At 57.3% G+C, this 17,038-nt stretch carries 17 protein-coding genes; 11 read left to right on the forward strand and 6 right to left on the reverse strand.

All coding sequences use genetic code 11. The annotated features are described in order from the left end of the window. The 6 genes from CRO39_RS17585 to CRO39_RS17610 form a co-directional block, all read right to left on the reverse strand. A partial coding sequence (locus CRO39_RS17585) for a Tle-like phospholipase domain-containing protein (RefSeq protein WP_141400853.1) occupies positions 1-1,035 on the reverse strand: 1,035 nt, incomplete at its 3' end. Further along, positions 1,032-1,670 carry a hypothetical protein gene (locus tag CRO39_RS21230; RefSeq protein ID WP_425479737.1) on the reverse strand — a complete coding sequence of 213 codons (639 nt, stop codon included), beginning with the start codon at positions 1,668-1,670 and terminating at the stop codon, positions 1,032-1,034. The genes CRO39_RS21230 and CRO39_RS17585, both read right to left, overlap by 4 nt. Before the next feature lie 278 nt (positions 1,671-1,948). Further along, positions 1,949-2,497 (reverse strand): Tle-like phospholipase domain-containing protein, encoded by a 549-nt coding sequence (locus CRO39_RS17595; protein ID WP_141400854.1) that lies wholly within the window; start codon positions 2,495-2,497, stop codon positions 1,949-1,951. Further along, positions 2,494-3,165: a hypothetical protein gene (locus CRO39_RS17600; RefSeq protein ID WP_097123284.1), complete on the reverse strand. Its 672-nt coding sequence runs from the start codon at positions 3,163-3,165 to the stop codon at positions 2,494-2,496. Before CRO39_RS17600 ends, CRO39_RS17595 begins: the two co-directional genes overlap by 4 nt. Further along, entirely contained in the window at positions 3,150-3,371 is a 222-nt protein-coding gene (locus CRO39_RS17605) for a hypothetical protein (protein ID WP_141400855.1), read from the reverse strand. Before CRO39_RS17605 ends, CRO39_RS17600 begins: the two co-directional genes overlap by 16 nt. Before the next feature lie 115 nt (positions 3,372-3,486). Then, positions 3,487-5,169: a type IV secretory system conjugative DNA transfer family protein gene (locus CRO39_RS17610; RefSeq protein WP_097123286.1), complete on the reverse strand. Its 1,683-nt coding sequence runs from the start codon at positions 5,167-5,169 to the stop codon at positions 3,487-3,489. A gap of 976 nt (positions 5,170-6,145) precedes the next feature. On the opposite strand from CRO39_RS17610, the gene CRO39_RS17620 reads away from it, so the two are divergent. The 11 genes from CRO39_RS17620 to CRO39_RS17670 all read left to right on the forward strand — a co-directional run bounded on the left by CRO39_RS17620 (position 6,146) and on the right by CRO39_RS17670 (position 16,966). After that, positions 6,146-6,553, forward strand: coding sequence for a TcpQ domain-containing protein (locus CRO39_RS17620; protein WP_097123395.1), 408 nt, complete (start codon positions 6,146-6,148; stop codon positions 6,551-6,553). Between the two features lie 90 nt (positions 6,554-6,643). Continuing rightward, the gene (locus tag CRO39_RS17625) at positions 6,644-7,579 is read left to right on the forward strand and encodes a VirB8 family type IV secretion system protein (RefSeq protein ID WP_097123288.1); all 936 of its coding nucleotides are present in this window, start codon (positions 6,644-6,646) and stop codon (positions 7,577-7,579) included. Positions 7,580-7,594: 15 nt separating this feature from the next. After that, positions 7,595-8,362 (forward strand): TrbG/VirB9 family P-type conjugative transfer protein, encoded by a 768-nt coding sequence (locus CRO39_RS17630; RefSeq protein ID WP_097123289.1) that lies wholly within the window; start codon positions 7,595-7,597, stop codon positions 8,360-8,362. Then, positions 8,359-9,606 (forward strand): TraB/TrbI/VirB10 family type IV secretion system protein, encoded by a 1,248-nt coding sequence (locus tag CRO39_RS17635; protein ID WP_097123290.1) that lies wholly within the window; start codon positions 8,359-8,361, stop codon positions 9,604-9,606. Before CRO39_RS17630 ends, CRO39_RS17635 begins: the two co-directional genes overlap by 4 nt. 17 nt (positions 9,607-9,623) lie before the next feature. Next, entirely contained in the window at positions 9,624-10,661 is a 1,038-nt protein-coding gene (gene virB11, locus CRO39_RS17640) for a P-type DNA transfer ATPase VirB11 (RefSeq protein WP_097123291.1), read from the forward strand. A 109-nt stretch (positions 10,662-10,770) separates the two neighbouring features. Then, complete coding sequence (locus CRO39_RS21345) at positions 10,771-11,553, forward strand: lytic transglycosylase domain-containing protein (RefSeq protein WP_338015743.1); 783 nt, start codon at positions 10,771-10,773, stop codon at positions 11,551-11,553. A gap of 79 nt (positions 11,554-11,632) precedes the next feature. Further along, positions 11,633-12,019, forward strand: a complete 387-nt coding sequence (locus CRO39_RS17650) for a TrbC/VirB2 family protein (RefSeq protein ID WP_425479733.1) — start codon at positions 11,633-11,635, stop codon at positions 12,017-12,019. Next, positions 12,012-12,320 (forward strand): VirB3 family type IV secretion system protein, encoded by a 309-nt coding sequence (locus tag CRO39_RS17655; RefSeq protein WP_097123292.1) that lies wholly within the window; start codon positions 12,012-12,014, stop codon positions 12,318-12,320. The genes CRO39_RS17650 and CRO39_RS17655 overlap by 8 nt, the downstream gene beginning before the upstream one ends. 130 nt (positions 12,321-12,450) lie before the next feature. After that, positions 12,451-14,910: a VirB4 family type IV secretion/conjugal transfer ATPase gene (locus tag CRO39_RS17660; RefSeq protein ID WP_097123293.1), complete on the forward strand. Its 2,460-nt coding sequence runs from the start codon at positions 12,451-12,453 to the stop codon at positions 14,908-14,910. 41 nt (positions 14,911-14,951) lie between these two features. Beyond that, the gene (locus CRO39_RS17665; protein ID WP_097123294.1) at positions 14,952-15,743 is read left to right on the forward strand and encodes a hypothetical protein; all 792 of its coding nucleotides are present in this window, start codon (positions 14,952-14,954) and stop codon (positions 15,741-15,743) included. Positions 15,744-15,841: 98 nt separating this feature from the next. Then, complete coding sequence (locus CRO39_RS17670; protein WP_097123397.1) at positions 15,842-16,966, forward strand: TrbL/VirB6 family protein; 1,125 nt, start codon at positions 15,842-15,844, stop codon at positions 16,964-16,966. Positions 16,967-17,038: the final 72 nt, after the last annotated feature.

A 17,038-nucleotide genomic window follows, 5' to 3' on the forward strand; every position in this document is an offset into this window, starting at 1 on the left:
GCGGTGCGGTCGGGTCGATGGGGGGAAGCGGTTGGCGAAAAAACTGTTGGCGCTGCTCCTGGTATTCGGCGCGCCGTTGCGCAAGCTCGGCCTGCGGGCCGCGGCCTGCTCGGCACGCGCTGCCGGTTCGCCTGCGGGCAGTGGACCGCGCGCGTAATCAATCGCATCTTTCACCCGGCCGACAAGGTCACGGGCCATTACCGTGGTGCCGGAGCGCAGCATTTCCACATCGCCACGGTACTTCTCGATCATCGGCGCAAACGTTTGTGCCAGATGCTGGGCTTGGGGATTGAGCACCGACATGTCGGGTTGCCGCTTCCCGTCCACGTTCATAAAGTTATGCATGCTGTGCGCGCCAAACGACATGCCGGCCACGACCAGCGGGCTGCGATGATCGAACTGGCTGGTGTTATTGGCATAGCCGCCCGGCCCTGCGAGGCGTTGGATTTCCTCCGGGGTGGCGTAGATCCGTACCTGGCCGAAATGAGGGCTGGCCGCGCTGACTACGTCGGTAGCCATGACGTGATTCACCATGGTGTTGCCGCCTTCGGGGATTCGCCTGCCTAAACTCACTGCCCCGTAGGCATTGAAGGTTTCGCCGCGCAAACCGAAATGATGGCCGCTGATTTGCGCATTAGTGCCGCCCAGCGAGTGGCCAGTGACGGTGACTTCGGGGACGCGACCATAGTTTTTCTTGCTATCTTTTGCATACTCTTGCGCGCGCCGAGTCAATTCAATCGCATCCTCTGCCTGCTGATTGGCCCGCAGGAGCACCATTGAACCATCGACCATCACGCCATCACGCATGATTTGCTCGGTACCGCGGTGGGCCACCACAATCTCGCCGGTATCGATATGCTGGTAGATCGTGCCTTGGTAGCCATTGAGCTTGTTGTCAACATGCTCCAATACTCTGAAGGTCGCCCCTTCATATACAAATTTGGGCGCTTGATTGGCTGGATACATGCCAGCCTTGTATTCTTCGCTGTATGAATCATCCGACAAAGCGGCGTACTGCTGACTAGTCAGGTTCATCGCTGCGCTTCCTTGGAGCCAAGAGTGATCGTGAAGAGATCATCGTCTGTAAATTCAGGATCCATTCTGGAGCGCTGGCTTTGTCCAAGGTCCACAGGATTGTCCAAAGACGTGCCAGGATCCCGGGGGTATCCTCCTTTCCAAAAATGCTTGGTCTCCATTCCTTGTGCCAGGACATCCTTCGCGTCGATATCTGGCAAAAACCTCGTCTCCGCTTTGGCTCCGGTGGCTTTAAGCGCGACACTTACCGTAGTGAATTCCCACCGGCATACGCCATTGCCAAAGTAGTCTTCATCAAGAATCAGATCGGCGTACACCGTGCCCTGATACTCCGTGTCCGATATCTTGGTCAGCGGAAAGACCTCCAACGTGGTCATCCGGGGGTACACGCCGGGTAGTTCAAGGTAGTCGCCGCATTCGGTTTCATTGGTCACGTCGAACTGCGCCGCCGCCTCTACAAATGCAAATGGCCCCGGTGCATTGGCCAAAGTCACGGTGATGGTGTAAGCCCGCTTCGGCTGTGGATTGAGCTTGCGTAACGGCTTATCCATATCGGCATCCTGTGTCTCAGTAGTGCGATTGCCCTGGCCTGACTGGGGCGATTCGCCCACCGGCGCGCATGCTGCCAACGCCATGCTGGCCGCAACGGCCATCGATTTGAAATCCATCGTCTCGTTCTCCTGATGGCCGGCCTTCATCGGCAGCGGCATGGTGGAAGCGGAGGCCGGAAGATTGGGCTTGCGTCGTGGCGCAACCGGCAGGCCGCCGGGCGGCAGCGGCCCCAGTTCGTTCGCGGTTCGACCGTTGACGATGTCCAGGTCGCGCCGCAGCTGCAGGTCATGCAGCTTGTCGCCGGCGTTGGCCCGCAGCTTCATGCGCGGGTCAATGCCATCATCGTTTTCGTCATGGCGATTCATTCAAGCATCCTTGTCACCGCTGGCGTGACAGCATGCTGGAGTATGCGGCTGCCCAGGCTGGCGGCGCCATAAGCGTTGAAGGTCTCACCGCGCAGGCCGAACTGGTGCGCGGTGATCTGCGCGTGGGTGCCGCCCAGGGAATGGCCGGTGACGGTGACTTCGGGGGCCTGGCCGCCGGGCTTTCTACCTTGTTGTTCCGCGTAGTCGAGTGCCCGCCTGGTCAACGCGATGGCATCTGCTGTCTGCGGATTGAAGCGAGCTGCCACCATGGCGCCGTCGGTCAATGTGCCGTCCCGCAGAATCTGGCCAAGTCCCTGGTCAGGCTCAGTGCCGCGATGGGCGAAGATGATCTCGCCGGTGTCCTGGCGCTGGTAGATGGTGCCCTGGTAGCCATTGAAGGGATTGATGGTGTGCTCGAGGACTTTGTACTCGATTCCTTCGTATTCAAATATCGGTTCTTTTCCTGACGGATAAGTGCCCGGCTTGTACTCATTGCTGTAGCCTGCATCTGCCAATCCGGCGTACTGCTGGGGGGTCATGCTCATGGCTGCACCTCCCTGGAACTGAGGGTGATGGCAAAGAATTCATGATGCTTGTCTTCTGGAACTGTATCCAGCGTTCTGTCGCCAAACTCTGCGAAATTTTCAGAGTTTGCTCGCGGGTAATAGCCGCTCCAAAAATGTTTCGTCTCGGACTTCTGTGCATAGACTTCATCGTCATTCATTCCTGGACGAAACCTTGTGTCACGCTCATCGGCCGTGGCGCGTAGGAACCCATCCATGCCTATGAATTTCCATCGACACACACCTCTTCCGAAATAATCCTCATCCAGAATCAGGTCGGCGTACACCATGCCCCGGTACTCGTTCTCCGATATCCGAGTCATCTCGAACGTCTCCGAACTGGTCATGCGCGGGAATGTGCCGGCGAATTTCAAGTAGCGGCCACATTCTCGGTTCTCTACTTCGTAGTGCGCCACACCCTCAACCACCGCAAACGGCCCCGGCGCGCCCTCAATCTTCATCGTGACGGTGTAGGCGCGTTGCGGATTCGGATTGAGCTTGCGCAAGGGCTTCTCATCCGCCTTTTCGTCAGAACCGGGGGAGTCCTGCACCGGCGCGCAGGCAGCCAACGCCACGCTGGCCGCAACGGCCATCGCTCTGAGATCCATCGTCTCGTTCTCCTGATGGCCGGCCTTCATCGGCAGCGGCATGTTGGAAGCGAAGCCGGAAGATTGGGTTTGCGTCGCGGCGCAACCGGCAGGCTGCCGGAAGGCAGCGACCCCAGTTCGCTGGCAGTTCGACCGTTGATGATCTCCAGATCGCGCCGCAGATACAGATCATGCAGCTTGTCGCCTGCATTGGCCCGAAGCTTCATGCGTGGATCAATGTCGTCATCACTTTCGTCATGGGGATTCATTCCAATGTCGCAGTCGTAGCTGGTGAGGGAACATTCGGGGCCATGTGACTTCCCAGGTTGGCAGCGGCACTGGCGAAGTGATACTGGTGGGAAATCGGAGGCAGGCGGTTCATTGTTAGATCTCCAACGTCGTCACCGTCACCGGCTCCATCAACCGGGAAGTGAAGAAGCGGTCCTTGTAGTAGCGAATCTTGCTGCACTTGATAGGATGCGGCGTACCTTCGATGAACACGATTTCCTCCTCAGGGCTGAGCGCCTTGAGTTCCTGCGGTTTCATCAGCTCGACCTTCTCCTCGATTTCGGTATAGGACACATTACCGCCCTGGCCGTGCGAGCGCGTGCGCTGCCGTCGGCGCACCGTGGTAAAGCCCAGCATCTCGCTGTACTCGTTGGCATCCCGCTGTTCTCTTGGCGTATAGACCACCTGGCATGCCAGATTGGTCACCATGCTGCGGGCCTTGTCGGCGCCGTAGACGGCGTCCAGCTGCGACAGCGATTGGATGACGCAGAACACCCGTACGTTGTAGCCGGCGAAATACGAAACGCCATCGACCATGACATCCACCCGACCAAGGCTGGTGAACTCGTCCAACAGATACAGGCATTGGTGCTTCAGCGAGGGATCCTTGTCCGGCGTCTGATCGGTGTTGAGCTTGATCGCCTGATTGAAAAAGAGGTTAAGGATGCCGCTGGCCTCCGATAGCTTGTTGGGCGAGATGCCCACGTAGATACTCATTGCCTTGCGGCGAAGATCGGGCAACCAGAAATCGTTGCTGGAAGTGGCCTTGTCCAGAATCGGATTGAGGAAGATCAGCAATGGTGCTTGCGCGCTGGCGATCACAGAGGTAAAAGTCTGCTCGGCCAGCGATGTGATGTTGGCAAAGGCTGTCTTGGTATCGCGGCTTACTCCCGATTGAGTCATCAGGCGCTGCAGATACTCCTGCAGGTCGCCGCCGTCGCCGGAAAGCAGACGGTAGATGCCGCCGAGCGTAGGGTTGGTGCGCTTGAGCGGCCAGCCGTTCTCGACTTCCCACGCCAGCCGATCGAACAGAAAACGGCCCGCGGCGACAAAACAGGCGCGCGCCTGGTTGTTCCAGAACGGGTCCTGTCCGGGCGATTCCTTGTAAAGGCAGTCGGCGATCGCCTGAAGGTCGGGAGTGAGATAGGGGCCGTCGTGACGCACATAGGCCAGCGGGTTCCAGCAATGCGTGCGCAGGTCCTCAGCGAACGGATTGAACAGGAATACGTCCCCCAGTGTTGCACGGTAGCCGGATGTGATATCGAAAGCCTCCTGCTTGATGTCCAGCACCACCATCGAGCCCTTGAAGTTGAGCAGATTGGGAATGACCGCACCGACGCCTTTGCCGCTTCTGGTCGGCGCAGCCAACAAGGCGTGACGAGTGCCGGGCAAGCGCAGGAAATGGCCACCCGTCTTGCCGACAATGATGCCCGTTGGGTCATCCTTAAGCAGGCCGAGCTTGCTCAGATCGCCGTGGTTTGCAAAGCGGGCATCGCCATGAATGGACTTTCGTTTTGGCTTGAGGAACAGGAACAGTGAAACGGCCCAGGTCAGCAACGGTATGCCGAATCCGACCATGCCACCAACCTTTATCTTTGTGGCGTACGGTTGTACCTGGGGCAGATCGATCGCGCGCCAATACTCAATAAATGTGGTCAGTTTGGTCGGCACAGACATTCCCAGAAGCAAGAGCGTCATTGCACCGGAAAGCCATAGTCCCGCGAACAGCGCCAGCAGTAGCCCGCCGACGATGAAGGCGAATTTCAGTCTGGAATTCATCTTAAAAACAGTTCCTTGTTCTTGAGGTATGGCCATGCCGTTGCTGGCCAGGCCGCAGGTGCCGCTGCGGGTCAGGCACCGATGGGCCAGATTGCCGCCAGCAGCCGGCAACATCTTAGGAGAGCGAACTCAATCATGACTACCCTGTCGTTGTCCATATTGCCTCGCATGTTGGAATCGGAGTCCATGTCCTTGAACAGAGCAAAAGACGCCGCCAGCAACTTTCGAACCGGTCTGAACCGGTTAAGGGCGATGCCGTCAGCAGGCAAGAACCCACCATGTGGCACTGGATTCTGCTGCCGACTTCTTATGGCATCACTACCCCGGGGTCTTGCCTATTGCCGGCATTCCTCCCCTTGCCGCTCGCGTGCGATCCAGATGCTGCTACCAGAAGCGTCATCTGGGTCGGTCGCTCATCGAATAGCAATATTGCAGGCATCAGAGAACGCAAAGGGATTCACCGGTGCAGCCAAAGCTGAAGATGCGCTGCAATGGCAAACGGCGGCTCATGTTTGTCGATAGTAAATTCATTTACGTACACGAAATTGTTAAGAAGCGGCTTTTTTCTGCCGTCCACTGATGGAAATGTGTGAGGCGTATTGCAAAAAAAAACTCGACACGTAATCCTGCTTGACCCAACGAAAGTCATCGCGATAGCTTCTGCTTGGGGTTCATTCAAGTTGTCTGGTCGTCGTTGGCGCCCTTCAGGATTCGATGTCCTGTCACAAGGCCCCTCGATAATTTGAATGAAATTGAGTTCGACAGGAGTCAGGACGAAGGTATGCAAGGAAAAGCACTTACAACTACGTGCCAAGCTCAGCCGGGCGCGCGCTCCGCCAACCGGCGAGCATCGAACAACAAGACATGCCGTCCGCCATTGCGACCCTCTCGGCTGCAGGCCGGTTGCGTTCCGGCGTCGTCATACCGTACGGCCATCACGAAATCTTCATCAAGAAAGGGGAAATGCGTGAAGTGCATTTCGAAGTCCGCCGTTGCCGTCTGGACGCTGGTTCCGTCGCTCCTGCTTACTGCCTGTGCCACACCGCCGGCACCCGATTTCGGCGGGCGATGGCGGCCTGTCAACCGTTTCGCGTCGGCCACGGAAGCGATTCCGCTCTATCAGTCCTACGTCTATCAGGCATCGCCGATGGACGGCACATTGAAAAACATGCTGGACCGATGGGCCAAGGATTCCGGGATGACGCTGTCGTACCTGCATCCCTCTGATTTCAGGTTGCACTCGCCGGTGGCCGCCATCCACACCGGCGATCTGAACTACGCCGCCTCGCAGTTGAGCGAGGTCTATGCGCAGCAGCAGGTCTCGGTGTCGGTGAGCGGCAACCAGCTCATCGTTCGGATGGCAGAGCCAGTGCAGGCGCAGTAGCGGTCTGGCAAATTGGGGCACGCAGCGCAGGCGTAGGTCGATGGAATGACGAAGTTGTCGATGCGATCAAGTCGTTATGGATGCCGATAGATGTTTGGAAAGAACAAAGATTCGCCGAAAGTGGAAAGTGCCGTTGCCAAAGCGGTCAACTTCGAACTAACGATCGCCGACATCGCCCGGCGCAGTGAGCGCCGTGCCTGGCTGGTTGCATGGTGTTCGCTGGTCATGTCGCTGATCCTGGCGGGGGGGTATTTCTACGTGATTCCGCTGAAGGAGAAGATCCCTTACCTGGTGATGGCTGATGCCTACTCGGGCAATGCCACAGTCGCCAGGTTGCAGGGGGATTTCGTCAACAACAGCATCACTGCCAGCGAAGCGATTAATCGCAGCAATGTGGCGCACTTCGTCCTGGCGCGCGAATCCTACGATATCGCATTGCTGACATTGCGCGATTGGACCACCGTCTACACGATGTCGACACCGGAAGTGGCGTCCGGCTATACCGCGCTGCACTCGCGAAACAATCCCAACAGCCCGTACGCGCAGTACGGAAGTTCGCGCGCCATCCGCGTCAAGATTCTCAGCATCGTCTTCGAGGGCGGTGGCAAGGGCGTGGCACCCAAGGGGGCGACGGTACGCATACAGCGCAGCGTCTACGACAAGGCCACCGGCGTATCGCGGCCGCTCGATAGCAAGATCGTTACGATGGCGTTCACCTACAAGACAAACCTGAAGATGAGCGAGAACGATCGCATCGAAAACCCGCTTGGCTTTCAGGTGACTGCCTATCGCGTGGACAGCGACTACGCAGCGATGCCGCCGCTGGAAACGGAAGCGTCCATGCAAGCAGCTACTCAAACACAGATCGGTCCCGGACAGGCGCCGCCGCCTGCGGAGGGTATGGCGCCGCAACCAGACCCTGCCATGTTCAACAACCCAGATGCCGCGTTGCCTGCTGCTCCGGCTCCTCCTGGAGTCGTGCCGGAAGCAACAAGCCCGGCGGCACCTGTCGTCCCGCAACGCTAACGGAGCTAGCTGTAGATGAAATGCCTTACAAGATTCCATCTGGCCGGAGCGATACTAGGATTCGTCCTGGCCGGGCTGTGCAGACAGGCATCCGCTCAGGTGGTTGATGAGTACGAGTATCAGGCAAACCGCGTCTACCAGGTGCGGACCGGGCTTGGCATCACCACTCAGATCGAGCTGAGTCCATCGGAGCAAGTGCTGGATTACAGCACGGGGTTCAGCAGCGGCTGGGAGCTGACCAGGCGCGAGAACGTCTTCTATCTGAAGCCGAAGAACGTCGACGTGGATACGAACATGATGATTCGCACGGCGACAAACTCGTACATCTTCGAATTGAAGGTGGTGGCGACGGACTGGAGAACCCTGGAACAGGCCAAGGCCGCCGGCGTTCAGTACAAGATTGCGTTCCGTTATCCGAGCGACATCGAGTTCGCGAGCAAGTCGGCGCCGGAGGAGGAAGTCCGGGAGCTCAGTACAACGCTGGAGAAGAACCGGGTGTACAACTTCGACTACGACTACTCGTCTCGCAACAAACGGTCATGGTTGATACCTGCCAACGTCTATGACGATGGCCAGTTCACCTATATCAAGCTCAATGATATGCACAAGTTCCCCACTGGAAACTTTCCGGCGGTGTTTGGACGAGAGCGTGAGAACGATGAGGATTTCGTGGTCAACACCACGGTCGAGAACAGCACCCTTATCGTTCACGGGACCTACCCATACCTGATTGTCCGTCATGGAAAGAACGTCGTTGGGTTGCGGAGGAACAAGCAGAGATGAACCAGAATATTCCCCCCGGCCAGTCCCCTGAGTCCGATGCCAATCAACGCGATGAGGGCTACGCCAACCGTGACGGTGAACCGGGCGACGTCGCTTCCAATCCCTACTATGCGCGGCAGCAGGCGGCGCCGGCGCCAGACCTTGATGCCGCTGCACCCGCGCTGAAATCCAGCGATATGCAGCGGCTTAACCGCAAAGCGCTGGTGTTTCTGGCAGGGATCGTGGCCCTGCTCGTAATGGCGGTGATCTTGATGCTGAGGAACGCCACGTCCAGCAGCGATGAGCAGGCTCGGCAACCGCGGGAAGAAACGGTGGTAATCCCAGAGCTGCCAAGAACCTCGCCGGTCAGCCAACCGCCTGCGCAGCCTATCGCCGTGGTGGCGGCCGAACCTTCGTTGCCTCCATTGCCAGCGGGGCCGGAGCGGCTGCAGCCAGCCTATCCCCCGACTGCAGGCGATTATCCGGAGCAGCCACGCGGCCCCAGCCTGATTGAACGGCGAATTGTCCAGGAGAACGGCAGCTCTTCGGAAGCCAATGACCCGTACACCGAAGCGGTCCTTGCCAGCCTGAAGGCCCAGCAGGGCGTCGGCGCAGAGCAATCGGCCACGGCGGCGGCTGCAGAAGTGGTCACCAGTGCGCGTTTCATCCAGAGGCCTAACACCCTGCTTGTCAGGGGGACCTACATCCGCTGCATACTCGAAACGCGGATCGTGACTGACATCTCCGGTTTTACGTCGTGCATCGTTACCGAGCCGGTCTACTCAATCAACGGCCGCAACCTGCTGCTGCCAAAAGGTTCGAAGATTCTGGGTTCGTACGCTTCCGGGCTGGGCGGCGTGCCGCGAGTCGCGGTAATCTGGGACCGCATCACAACGCCAAATGGAATCGATGTGGCCATGTCAAGTCCGGGTGTAGACAACCTGGGAGGAGCGGGCTACTCCGGTCACTATGACGCTCACTGGGGTAGCAAGATTTCTTCGGCCTTGCTGATCAGCATGATAAGCGACGCCTTCAAGTATGCAGCCGCCGAGCATGGGCCAGAGACCACGACCATTACCGGAAGCGGCCTTGCGGTCCAGTCGCCCTACGAGAGCGCAACGGCCAGGACCATGGAGCGGTTGGCCAATCAAGCATTGGATCGCAACATGAGCCGGCCTCCAACCGTGACCATAAACCAGGGCACCATGGTGAATGTCTATGTCGCCAAGGATGTGGATTTCTCCGCCGTCGTGGCCCAGTACTGAGTAGCGGCGCACCAGCCATGGACATGGAATCCTCCCCGGTCGCAAGAGTCTCCAATGAGTTTCTGGAGTATCAGTACGATGTGCTCGGAATTCTCGAGTACATGGCTGACCCGGAAGTTACGGAGATCTGCATCAACAAGCCGGGCGAGCTTTACCTGGAAACGACGAGCGGTTGGCGGCGGGTCGAGGTGTCCACGCTTAACTTCGAACGCGCCCGGCAGTTCTGCACCGCCGTCGTCAACGAAAGCAATACCGGTCAACGCATCACCGATACCGATCCCGTGGTTTCGCTGACATTTCCGACAGGCCAGCGCGCCCAGTTCGTAATCCCTCCTGCCTGCGACTCGGGAAAGGTGTCCATCACCATCCGCCTGCCGTCCAAGCATACCAAGACGCTGAGCCAGTACTACGAAGATGGATTCTTCGAACAGATACTCGAGCAGACCCATGCGCTCAGCGATCATGACCGCGAGCTGTTGGAGCTGCGCTATTCTCGCAACTACGCTGAGTTCTTCAGGAAAGCAGTCGCCTACAAAAAGAACATTGTGGTTTCCGGGGCAACCGGTAGCGGCAAGACAACCTTCATGAAATCGTTGGTCAATCACATCCCTGACAGCGAACGATTGGTGACCATAGAAGATGCTCGCGAGCTGTTCATCAGCCAGCCAAACGTAGTGCATCTGCTGTACTCCAAGGGAGGGCAGAGCATGAGCAACGTGACGGCTAAAAGTTGCATGGAGGCCTGCCTGCGCATGAAGCCGGATCGCATCATCCTGGCGGAGTTGCGCGGCGACGAGTCCTTCTACTTCATACGCAATTGCGCATCGGGACATCCTGGGTCGATTACCAGCTGCCACGCTGGCAACACCGCACAGACCTGGGATCAGCTTGCCTTGATGGTCAAGGCATCGGCGGAAGGTGCCGGCCTTGAATTTGCCACCATCAAACGCTTGCTAATGATGACAATCGACATTCTTGTTCATATCAAGGCGCACGCAGGAAAGCGCTACATCACAGGAATTGATTTCAATCCTGAGCGCACATTTTCCGAGTGATGGTTATGTCTCGTTTTTTCGCAAGAAAACTTGGACGTCGCAAACGCGATGCTTTCGCAGTCGTCACGTGCAGATGATGCGGTTTGGAGGCAATGACATGCTACCTGGAATGGAACTGATGGGGTGCAACGGACTATCCGTGCCGGGAGAAGTCATGCATCACGTCGTGAAAGTCGAATCTTCTTACAATCGCTTTGCTATCGGAGTGGTTGGGGGTCGTCTGGTCCGGCAGCCAAAGACGCTGCCGGAAGCGTTGGCGACCGTACGCATGCTGGAGAGCAAAGGCTACAACTTCTCATTGGGGTTGGCGCAGGTCAATCGCTACAACTTGAGCAAGTACGGGTTGGATTCCTACGAGAAGGCGTTCGATGTATGCCCAAACCTGCAGGCGGGATCCCGCATTCTGGCCGAATGCTACGGGCGCTCGGGGGGGGACTGGGGGAAGTCGTTCAGCTGCTACTACTCTGGGAATTTCGTTACCGGATATCGGCACGGCTATGTGCAGAAGGTATATGCGTCCATCAACGGCAACCAAGATACCAGAGAAGGGACTGGGGTCGGCGCGATCGCAGTAGTTGGAAAACCGTCGAGACGGCAGATGGAGATAACCCGTTATCCGTCAAGGTCGTCCCTGCCGCCAGTTGAGCAGCGCATCGCAGACACCGCTGCCGTGCCGGCGCCACCAGAACGCCTGCCACCGATGGCGCAGACCGCCCGGCCGTCGACGTCATTGGCGACCTCTGCTATTGGAGGGGGACATGTGCCGGCGGCAAGCGTCGGCGCGTTCGCCGCCACTTCAGCACCAGGTCAACCGACCACGGAAAGCGACGGTTCGATGGCAAGGCAGACAGAACATCCACGCCGCGCCATCGACGAGGCATTTGTTTTCTAGCGTTGGCCGACAGCGCCAACGCATTCCCGGGGGAGCATCCTCTCAAACCTTCGTTTCAAATCATCACAAGGAGAGATTCATGAACAAGATGACGCATAAGGCTACGGCGATTCAGGCAAAGAACGTGGTTTCGGCGCTATGGAAGGCAACGGTGCTGGCCGCTGTCATCGCATCACCAGCGTTCGCGCAAGGAGGCGATTTTGCAGGTACCGATATCAAGGTTTGCGGATTCTTTGACAACGTCAACGGCCTGCTCAATATGGCGTCGATTGCCGTGGTTACCATCGCGATCATCTTCGCGGGCTACCAGATCGCCTTTGCTCATAAGCGCATTGCCGATGTGGCGCCGATTCTGATTGGCGGACTGCTGATCGGCGCCGCGGGCCAGGTAGCCAAGATGCTACTGCCCGAGGCAACCGACTGCACGGCAATGCTGATCGATGGCCTGTACATGCACTATGCATAAGAACGTGCTCTTCCGGGGCTGCACACGCCCGGCCATGTTCATGGGCGTTCCCTATATCCCGTTCTTTATCGGGGCAGGGGGCTGCCTGCTGCTGGCGATGTATACCAACTTCATGTTCCTTGGTCTCATTCCTGTCGTGATCTTCGTGATGCGGCAGATGGCTCGTCGGGACGAGATGATATTTCGCCTGCTAGGCTTGCGCTGGCAGTTCAGGTTTCGAATCAGGAATCTCAAGGAGCATGACGGTATATGGGTATTTTCGCCCAATGCCTATCGAGAGAAGCCTGCGAGGCATGAGTAAGCTGGAACCGCAGCCGAAAGCCCCGAAGCGCCATATCTGGCGCTCGGGGAGTTTTCTTGATTGTCCGAGACGGTTCTGCCCGGACTTTTGTTGCCCAGCGAAACAGTGCGACTAAGAGCGACTAGCAACTATGTTTAACCCGGACGTCCCCATCAGCGAGTTCATCCCTCTGTCCAGCCATGTTTCGCCCTCTGTGGTGAAGACCCGCGGCGGGGATTTCCTTCTGGTCTGGCATCTGGGCGGGCTGCCGTTCGTTGGACGTGAAGAATGGGAAATTGAGCATCGCCACAACACGTTCAACCGCATGTTGCAGACGCTGCGTGCGCCCGATTTCGTCAACGTCGCATTCTGGGTTCACGATGTCCGCCGCCGCCGCGGCATCAGGACGAAAAGCGAGTTTGAGCATACCTTCAATCAACAGTTGTCGGACGCATACTTCAGCTCGCTGTCCTCACAGAAGATCATGCAGAACGATTTGTATCTGACGATGCTCTATCGCCCGGTCGTCGATGGGAAGCGTTTTGTCGAAAGGTCGGCGGATGCCGCGCGGCTACAGGCGGAGCAGGACCAGGCCGTCGCGAAGCTCCAGGAGTTGGCCGGCAACGTTGAAGCGGTACTGAAGGACTATTCTCCATACCGGCTCGGAATGTATGAGGCAAGCAACGGCATCGTCTTCTCCGAGACGCTCGAGTTCTTTGGTTATCTGCTCAATCGTATCGACGAGCCGGTGCCCGTGCTGTCCGCGCCGGTCTACGACTACCTGCCGGTCAGCCGTCACATGTTCTCGGCCAAGACAGGCGACTTCATCATCAACACTCCAAATGGGGTAAACCACTTCGGCGCGATTCTCAACATCAAGGAGTACACTGACGGGACATATCCGGGGATTCTCAATGGGTTGAAGTACCTCGACTTTGAGTACGTCATCACCCATTCCTTCAGTCCGATGGGACGGCAGGATGCGTTGAAGGTCCTGGACAGAACGAAAGGCATGATGATCTCATCTGGCGACAAGGCAGTCAGCCAGATCGTCGAACTCGACTACGCGATGGACCAACTGGCATCGGGGAACTTTGTGCTGGGCGAGTACCACTTTGCATTGAGTCTGTACGCCGACAGCCAGGAAAAGCTTTCCCAGAATATCGCAGCCGCTCGAGCGGAACTGTCCAATGCCGGGTTCGTGTCCGCGAAAGAAGATCTTGCGGTGTCGGCATCGTTCTATTCGCAGTTGCCCGGGAACTGGAAGTACAGGACGCGGCTGGCCAATGTCAGTTCGCTGAACTTCCTGGGCTTGTCGCCACTGCACAATTTTGCATCGGGAAAGAAGGAAAACAATCCTTGGGGCGAATGCGTGACCACGCTGCAAACGACCAATGGCCAGCCGTACTACTTCAACTTCCACGCCACGCATCCTGCCGAGAACTCACTCGGCGAAAAGGCCATTGCCAACACCATGGTTATAGGGAAGTCCGGCACCGGCAAGACGGCGCTGATCAACTTTCTGCTAAGCCAAGTGCAGAAGCTCAAGCCATCTCCGACCATATTCTTCTTCGACAAGGATCGCGGCGCCGAAATATTCGTCCGCGCCTGCGGCGGCAACTATATGGCGCTTGAGAGTGGGCAGCCAACCGGCTTCAACCCATTCCATTGCGAACGTAACGAGGCCAATGTCCAGTTCCTGGCCGATCTGATCAAGGTGCTTGCTGGTAAGCCAAGCTATACGTCGCGCGAGGAAGAGGACATCTTCCGAGCCGTAGAGAACATGCTGGACACGCCGATGCGCTTGCGAAACATGACCAACTTCCAGAAGAGTCTGCCCAACATGGGGGACGACGGCTTGTTCGCCCGTATGCGCAGGTGGACAGCAGGCAATTCGTTCGGTTGGGTTTTCGACAATCCGGTCGACACCATCGATCTAAGCAAGGCCAACATCGTTGGGTTCGACTACACCGACATCATCGACAACCCCGAGGTCCGGGTGCCGGTTATCAATTACTTGCTGCACAGGCTGGAGGCGTTGATCGACGGGCGCCCGTTGATTTACGTCATGGACGAGTTTTGGAAGATTCTCGACGGAAAGGGGGGGCTAAAGGAGTTCGCCAAGAACAAGCAGAAGACCATTCGTAAGCAGAACGGCTTGGGCATCTTCGCCACCCAGAGCCCGGAAGATGCCCTGGCAAGCGATATCTCGGCGGCGCTTATCGAACAGACCGCCACCCTGATTCTGCTGCCGAATCCCAACGCCAGCCGAGACGACTATATCAATGGCCTGAAACTGACCGAGGCGGAATACCAAGTGGTGGTGGGATTGGACGAGCGTTCACGCTGTTTCATGGTCAAGCAGGGTCACGCATCAACCGTATGCCAGCTCAACCTTCGCGGCCTGGACGACGCGCTCGCGGTCATCTCGGCTTCCACCGACAATATCGAAATCATGCATGAGGTGCTGGCGGAGCGTGCCTTGCATGAGGGCGTAGCAGTCGATCAGCTTAGCCCGGAACAATGGCTCAAGGATTTCTATGCCCGGCGCAAGGGATCCGGCAGGAGTTCCAGTGCACAGGATGGGCTTCGAAGAGAGGTGGCGGCGTAATGAACGTTCGGACTGACGCGGTAACAACCAGGAGACTTCCCATGAAATACGCGCGCAAATCGATCGGATCAAGGAAAATGGCTGCGCTGAAAAAGGCGATACTGGTGCTGATGCTGAGTTGCTTTGTCATCGGCAACGCCCAGGCGGTCGTCTTTCACGATGCCATCCACAACATCCAGACCATGATTGGTCATTTGATGAGCCGGATAGAAGCGGTGAAGGCGGTAGGCCAGGATGCCACGCAGTATATGAGGCAGCTGCAGCACTATCGGCAGCAACTTGCCGATCTGAGCATGATGTTTCGCATGCATTCCATTGGAATGAACATGGAGTTCAAGGAACGCGCGCTCGATCACGGCATGGCCCAAGAATGCCCTGGCACCTCCGGCCTGCCGAGCATCTCGGATCTGTGGAACCTTGTAGCCGTGAATGACGAAGATGATATTTCCGCACAGCAACTCATGCGCTGCCAGCAGATCGTCATGCTTAAAAACCAGAAGTACAACGAAATGGTAAGGCTGCTGAAGAATGTTGAAGCGCGCGCCAATAATCTTGAAGACATCAACAATGATCGCTTCGGCATCGGAACCAGCGAGGGAAAGATGAACTCAAGCAGCAACCAGATTCAGCTTTTCGTAGCGCATAACCAGGTGGACATGCAGTACTCCAAGACGGTCCTTGAAAGCTATGACGCCTACATCCAGGCCCTGGAGGAGGATCAGCAGCGTCTGGCCATGATGGCAATGCAGGGCAAGAAGAGCATATGGGGAACGGTGGCGCAAGGCGTGACGCTGAAAGCGGCGCTGCGTGCCGCCAAGTCCCGAGAGCGCTGAGCAATACCGGATGAAATCTTCACTCGCGATTCGCAGCGCAGGCTGCGCCATCAGGCGACGGGCAGGATAACAGGCAGATGGACGTTATACAAAATCTCATGGATACGAGCAACGTGCTGGCCTGGATCAGGCCATCGGCACTGCTGAGCGACACCAGCAATCTTTTCTTCTTCCGCGAGATCAACGAGTTCCTCAAGGATGAGATAGACGAGTTCGGCATCAATCTACTGGGAAGGACCATGAGTTGGGTAGGCAGCATCGTGCTTACTCTTATGACGCTATGGATCATGATCCAGGGCTATCGCATTGCCACCGGCCAGTCGCGCGAACCGATGATGGCCTTGGTGACCAACTCCCTGCGTTCGGTGTTCATCATCGGCCTGGCCACCGGCATGGCGTTCGGCGGTTCTTCCATTTTCAAGTTTCTGACCGATGATGTAAGCAGGGAAATCACCCACGTCGTCACCGGCAAGGACAAGGACGCCTACGACAGTATCGACAAGAGCTTGGGATATATGCAGTTGGCCATGAGCAGCATCGACCAGTTGCACGTGGGGGGCAGCGAGATTGTCAACAGCGCCAAGACACGTAACCTGTGGTTCACCGGGATCGGTATCGCCGGTCCTGCGGTCGTGGCCGGTTCCATGTTGTTGCTGAACAAGGTGGCGATGGCCCTGTTCGTGGGGCTGGGGCCCATCTTTATCCTCAGCCTGATGTTCGAGCAGACCAAGCAGTTGTTCAGCAAATGGCTGTTCTACGGCATAGGCACGATGTTCTCTCTTGCGGTGCTGAGCGTGATGGTGGCCATTGCATTGGACATGGTGCTGGCGGTGGCCGGTTCGTTCTGGGTGGGCAAGTTCCTGGGTTCCAGTACCGAGGGCATCAACAGCATGGCGCTGCAACAGGGCGGCCTGGGCCTGGTGCTGACCACCCTCATCATCATGGCCCCGCCGATGGCCGCGTCGTTCTTCCAGGGCATGCTGGGCCAGTTCACCGCCTACTCGGCGTTTGGTGGGATTGGGCGAGGCACCGGAGCAGACAGTGCGGGTAGGACGCCGGGAACGCCGGGGTATAGTCCCACATACTCTCCCGAACAAGTGCAGAAATCTACGAGAGACCAGTCAAGTGGATTTGCAAAGCCTGCTTCAAGTAGTGCTTATAGCGCTTCGCACGTACAACAGGATGCAATCAGAACAACTTCAAAGCCATCACGAGATACCTAGATGAAGAACAAGACTTTTCTATTTTTTTCGCTTCTAGTTCTCATGACAGAAGTAACTGCTCAGAACTGTGGT

It is taken from the genome of Pseudoxanthomonas wuyuanensis (genome assembly GCF_900215535.1).
Classification (GTDB): Bacteria; Pseudomonadota; Gammaproteobacteria; order Xanthomonadales; family Xanthomonadaceae; genus Pseudoxanthomonas_A; species Pseudoxanthomonas_A wuyuanensis.